The organism is Oleiphilus sp. HI0128, from assembly GCF_001635365.1.
On record NZ_LWGG01000794.1, the window covers coordinates 1 to 5,491 of the forward strand.

The 5,491-nt window shown below is 48.2% G+C and carries 7 protein-coding genes; all 7 read left to right on the plus strand.

The genetic code is table 11. The features are described from left to right. Positions 1–132 precede the first annotated feature (132 nt). Positions 133–1,035, plus strand: a complete 903-nt coding sequence (locus A3763_RS11435; RefSeq protein ID WP_068634316.1) for an urease accessory protein UreD — start codon at positions 133–135, stop codon at positions 1,033–1,035. A 25-nt stretch (positions 1,036–1,060) separates the two neighbouring features. Then, complete coding sequence (locus A3763_RS11440; protein ID WP_068512141.1) at positions 1,061–1,363, plus strand: urease subunit gamma; 303 nt, start codon at positions 1,061–1,063, stop codon at positions 1,361–1,363. Between the two features lie 272 nt (positions 1,364–1,635). Next, entirely contained in the window at positions 1,636–1,941 is a 306-nt protein-coding gene (locus A3763_RS11445; RefSeq protein ID WP_068634317.1) for an urease subunit beta, read from the plus strand. Positions 1,942–1,963: 22 nt separating this feature from the next. Next, on the plus strand, positions 1,964–3,670 hold the full coding sequence (ureC, locus tag A3763_RS11450; protein WP_068513006.1) for an urease subunit alpha: 1,707 nt from the start codon (positions 1,964–1,966) through the stop codon (positions 3,668–3,670). 137 nt (positions 3,671–3,807) lie between these two features. After that, a complete protein-coding gene (gene ureE / locus A3763_RS11455) occupies positions 3,808–4,287 on the plus strand; it encodes an urease accessory protein UreE (RefSeq protein WP_068513002.1) in 480 nt (159 codons plus the stop codon). Next, positions 4,284–4,961, plus strand: coding sequence for an urease accessory protein UreF (locus tag A3763_RS11460; RefSeq protein ID WP_068512998.1), 678 nt, complete (start codon positions 4,284–4,286; stop codon positions 4,959–4,961). The genes ureE and A3763_RS11460 overlap by 4 nt, the downstream gene beginning before the upstream one ends. A 125-nt stretch (positions 4,962–5,086) precedes the next feature. Further along, positions 5,087–5,491 (plus strand): urease accessory protein UreG (gene ureG, locus A3763_RS11465; protein ID WP_068760047.1); only part of this gene is annotated, 405 nt, incomplete at its 3' end.

Consider the following 5,491-nt stretch of genomic DNA (forward strand, 5'->3'; position numbering starts at 1 on the left):
GGGTCTTTGGAATGACGGGGGTCTTTGGAATGAAGGGGGTCTTTGGAATGACGGGAGTCTTTGGAATGACGGAGTACTTTGGAATGACGTTTTCTAGACGACAAGAATCAAAAATATAAATGAATAACAAAAATGAACCAAGCACTCGACCCAACACTCATTGAAGACATTGTTTCTGACCACGGTCAGTGGCAGGCCTATCTGCGTTTACGCTTTGCGCAACGATCACGTGGTACACGCTTGGTTGCTAGTGAACATCAAGGTCCGCTTTACGTTCAAAAAGCGTTTTACCCTGAAGGCCCTGACTGTGCGCACGCTTATTTGCTGCACCCGCCGGGCGGCTTGGTAACTGGTGATACCCTAGATATCGACATACAGGTTGAATCTGGCAGTGAGGCACTCATCACTACGCCCGGCGCGGGTAGAGTCTATAAGGCTCGCGACGACTCGGGTGTTCAAACACAAAATATGACCTTGCGAGTCGAAAGCGACGCCGTGTTGGAATGGTTACCGCTAGAAACTATTCTTTTCCCTAAGTCTCATGCACGTATGAATACCCAAGTTGAACTGGCAGAAGGTGCTAAGGTAATGGCTTGGGAGGTCACTTGTTTTGGCTTACCGGCGAATAACTTGGCGTTCGAAGACGGTAGTTGCGAGCAGCGCTTGCAGATATGGCAGCAAGGCCGTATTCGTTTCAATGAAGCCCTCAGTTTAGCGCCAGGTGACACATCCGTTTTACATGGAACGGGTGGACTTCAAGAAAAGCCCGTTAATGCACTATTTGTTGCTGGGCCCTTCAACGAAACTATCGATAGTGCGGAGCATGAAACCATGCTTGAGGCATTGCTTATCAAACAAAGTGGTATGCCAGGAGATGATTTGCTAGCGTTAAGCATGACAGGTGAGTTTCTAACCGTCAGATACCTCGGTAACTGCACTGAACGAGCAAGAAATTTATTAGGCGAAGCATGGGCATTGGTTCGTCCAGTGCTATCGGGGCGCAAAGCCACCGAACCAAGAATTTGGTTAACTTAAGTGTCAGATTATATAAGAGTGAATTATGGAACTATTACCTAGAGAGAAAGATAAGCTACTGGTTTTCACCGCCGCGTTGCTGGCTGAAAGACGCTTGAACAGAGGCTTAAAATTAAACTACCCCGAAGCCATGGCCTACCTGACAATGGAAATTATTGAAGGCGCTCGAGACGGTAAAACGGTTGCCGAACTAATGAGCTACGGCAAAACCTTGTTGACTGAAGAGCAAGTAATGGACGGTGTCGCCTCGATGATTCATGAAGTGCAAGTCGAAGCGACCTTTCCTGATGGAACTAAACTGGTCACCGTTCACGACCCGATTTCATAAGTCGATTAATTGGCCTTTTTATTCCGTTAGTGACACTCACATAGTCACACCGGTGGTAACACTCACAACTGTCATCCCGGTGGTGTTTTAAGCCGGGATCCATGAGGGCTAGCAAGGGGTATCGACGAAGATGGATTCCTGCTCAAGTGACCGCGGGAATGACGGGGGTTACGGGGCGGTGGTGTCTTAAGCCGGGATCCATGAGGGTTAGTTAGGGGATAACGCAGGAATGACACAACTATGAACGAATATCTATTGATAAGGGGACAAGTATGATTCCTGGAGAATACCAAGTCGCCAAGGGCGATATTGAACTGAACGCAGGGCGTGAGACATTAAGCTTGCGTGTTGAAAACACCGGTGACCGACCCATTCAGGTCGGCTCTCACTATCATTTTTTTGAAACTAATTTAGCTTTAAGTTTTGATCGAGACAAGACCAAAGGCTTTCGTTTAAATATTGCCTCGGGCACGGCGGTAAGATTTGAACCTGGACAGGGCCGGGAAGTAGAGCTGGTGGCTTATGCGGGTGACCGTAAGGTCTACGGATTCCGTGGTGATGTAATGGGCGCGCTATAGCTTTGAGCTGAGGAGAGAAAAGATGACTAAGATGGATAAAAAAGCCTACGCGCAAATGTTCGGTCCAACGGTGGGTGATAAAGTTCGTTTAGGCGATACCGATCTTTGGATCAAAGTGGAGAAGGATTACACCACCTACGGCGAAGAAGTGAAGTTTGGTGGCGGTAAGGTGATTCGAGATGGCATGGGGCAAAGTCAGCGCTCATGTGCCGATACTGTCGACCTAGTGATTACCAACGCTTTGGTGCTTGATCACTGGGGAATCGTTAAAGGTGATGTTGGTGTCAAAGACGGTCGTATCGTCGGTGTTGGCAAAGCCGGAAACCCGGATGTTCAGGACGGTGTTGATATTGCGATTGGCCCTGGCACAGATGTACTCGCGGGTGAAGGCTCTATCCTTACTGCTGGCGGCATTGATGCTCATATTCACTTTATTTGTCCACAGCAAGTTGAAGAAGCCTTAATGTCAGGCGTGACCACAATGATTGGTGGCGGCACCGGCCCGTCAACCGGTACTAACGCCACAACTTGTACCTCTGGACCGTGGTACATCGGTAAGATGATGCAATCCACCGACCAAATGCCCATGAACTTTGGCTTCTTGGGTAAAGGGAATGCAAGTTTACCTGAAGCCCTAAGAGAACAGCTCGATGCAGGCGCTTGCGGCTTGAAGCTCCACGAAGATTGGGGAACCACGCCAGCTTCCATTGATTGCTGTTTATCCGTAGCAGAAGAATATGATGTTCAGGTTGCAATCCATACCGACACCTTGAATGAATCAGGCTTCGTCGATGATACCATTGGTGCGTTTAAAGACCGCGTGATCCACACGTATCACACTGAGGGTGCCGGTGGTGGTCACGCACCTGATATCATTCGTGCTTGTGCTTACCCGAATGTATTGCCTTCATCTACCAACCCAACACGCCCTTACACGCGTAACACGGTTGACGAGCACCTGGATATGCTGATGGTATGTCACCATTTAGATAGTTCTATTCCTGAAGATGTTGCCTTTGCTGACTCAAGAATCCGTAAAGAAACGATTGCCGCCGAAGATATTTTCCATGACCGTGGTGCCTTCAGTATGATTTCCTCCGACTCCCAAGCGATGGGACGTGTCGGGGAAGTGATTACCCGAACCTGGCAAACCGCTCATAAGATGAAGACACAATTTGGTTTGTTGCCAGAAGATTCAGGTTGTGATGCCGACAACTTTAGAGCACGTCGCTATATAGCTAAATACACAATCAACCCTGCGATCGCGCACGGTATCTCTCATGAGGTCGGGTCGATTGAAAAAGGTAAATTGGCCGACTTGGTGTTATGGAAGCCTGCCTTCTTTGGCATCAAACCCTCTACGATTATCAAAGGCGGAATGATCGCTGCAGCACCCATGGGGGACCCTAACGCATCGATTCCAACACCTCAGCCAGTACACTATCGACCAATGTTTGGTGCGCAAGGTTTAGCAGCGGCGAAAACCTCAGTGACCTTTGTCTCAGAAGCGTCTTTGAAGAACGATATTGGCGAGGCGCTTGGTCTTAGCCGAAACCTGAGTGCTTGTAAGAATACGCGCTCTATTCGTAAGTCAGACATGGTGTTGAATGATTGGCAGCCAGAGATCACCGTAGATCCGCAGACTTATGAAGTTAGAGCGGATGGTGAGTTGCTAACTTGTGAACCGGCAGACGAGTTGCCATTGGCGCAATTGTACACATTGTTTTAAACGCTATTTAGGCACCGACCAGTCGGGTTAAAACCCGACCTACAGGCTATGTACTAGCATGGTAGGTCGGACTTCAGTCCGACAAGGTCGAAGCCGATGAGTTCGAGGGTAAATAAGGCCTTCAAAAAAGGAAGATTATGTTAGAAGTATACGAAAGACTCGGCACGCATTGTCATGAAGAGGTTTCAGAAGTCGTCAAGCTAGACTCGGACCAGCGTGATAGAGGAAGGCTTAAATTAACGAGTGAAAACGGTGTTGATGTACGTGTCTTTCTAGAGCGTGGCAAGCCTCTATTGGTGGGAGAGTATCTCAAGTCTGAGTGCGGAAAAATTATTCAGGTTCAAGGTGCTGTTGAGTCTGTCGCGCATGCCAGCTGTGAAGACTGGCGTACTTTCTCGCGTGCCTGTTATCATTTGGGTAACCGCCATACAAAAATTGAAGTGGGTGAGCGTTGGTTGAGAATTAAGCCTGACCACGTCTTGGAAGAAATGCTGCACTTACTGGGTTTAGTGGTGACACATGAAGGAGAAGTGTTCGCTCCTGAGTCTGGTGCATATTCCAAGGGTGGGCACTCACATTCACACGGTCATTCTCATGATGGACATTCGCACGAATGAGTAATCCTTTAGCCCTGTCACGTTTGCTGCAGTTAAGCTCGGTTAGCCTACCGGTAGGTGGCTATGCCTTTTCGCAAGGCATGGAGTATGCAATAGAGTGTCGTTGGATAAAAAACTTCAACGATGCCGAGTCCTGGATTCGACTTCAAATGCGAGAAAGCCTGGCCAAAGTCGATCTGCCAATTTTACGTGGTGCCATGGAAAGCACGGCTGAAGAAGACTGGCAGCGTTTTATGTTTCTTAATGATTTATCGATCGCATCCCGGGAAACGAAAGAACTACGGCTAACAGATACGGCAATGGGCGCTGCTTTATTGCGACTCTTGAAAAGCTTGGATTTTGACTTGCCAGAATGCGTCACTCAGGAAGGCGAAGAACACAGCTTTGCGACCTTATTCGCTTATGCGGCGCAAAAGTGGGGAATCGTTTTTGAAGATGCGGCCAATGGTTTTGTCTGGTCATGGCTAGAAAACCAGGTGGCAGGGGCCACTAAAATGGTGCCTTTGGGTCAGACTCAAGCTCAACAAATGCTGACCTTGTTTCAACCAGAGATTGCAGAATCGATTGCTTTGGCTGAACAAATAGATGAAGACAAAATAGGCGGTGGTCTACCCGGATTGGCCATAGCCAGCGCCTTACATGAACAGCAATACTCAAGGCTTTTCCGTTCTTAGTTGAAAAGCTTACGATCACGTCCCCTATAGTCATTCACGCGAAGGCGGGAATCTAAGGTCTTAGGGGGAATTAAAACAATGGATCCCCGCCTGCGCGGGGATGACGAAAAATATAGGATATAACAATGGCAAAAAAACAAACGCTACGAGTCGGTGTCGGGGGCCCTGTTGGTTCAGGTAAAACCGCCTTATTGCGCTCACTTTGTGCAGCATTAAAAGATCACTACAATATTGCAGTGGTAACCAATGATATTTATACCCAGGAAGATGCTTTATTCCTGACGCGTCACGAAGCTTTGGATGAAGACCGAATCCTGGGTGTTGAAACGGGTGGCTGTCCACATACCGCGATTCGTGAAGATGCCTCAATGAACTTGGCTGCGATTGATGAGCTGATGAAGCGCCATGGAGAGCTCGATGTCGTTTTTGTAGAAAGTGGCGGTGATAACCTTAGTGCGACCTTTAGCCCAGAACTATCGGACTTAACTATCTACGTGATTGATGTATCAGCAGGCGATAAGATTCCACGT

Coding starts and splice junctions, on each gene's coding strand:
- ureC (WP_068513006.1), top strand. CDS start 1,964: ATGACTAAGATGGATAAAAAAGCCTACGCGCAAATGTTCGGTCCAACG.
- ureE (WP_068513002.1), top strand. CDS start 3,808: ATGTTAGAAGTATACGAAAGACTCGGCACGCATTGTCATGAAGAGGTT.
- A3763_RS11445 (WP_068634317.1), top strand. CDS start 1,636: ATGATTCCTGGAGAATACCAAGTCGCCAAGGGCGATATTGAACTGAAC.
- A3763_RS11440 (WP_068512141.1), top strand. CDS start 1,061: ATGGAACTATTACCTAGAGAGAAAGATAAGCTACTGGTTTTCACCGCC.
- A3763_RS11460 (WP_068512998.1), top strand. CDS start 4,284: ATGAGTAATCCTTTAGCCCTGTCACGTTTGCTGCAGTTAAGCTCGGTT.
- A3763_RS11435 (WP_068634316.1), top strand. CDS start 133: ATGAACCAAGCACTCGACCCAACACTCATTGAAGACATTGTTTCTGAC.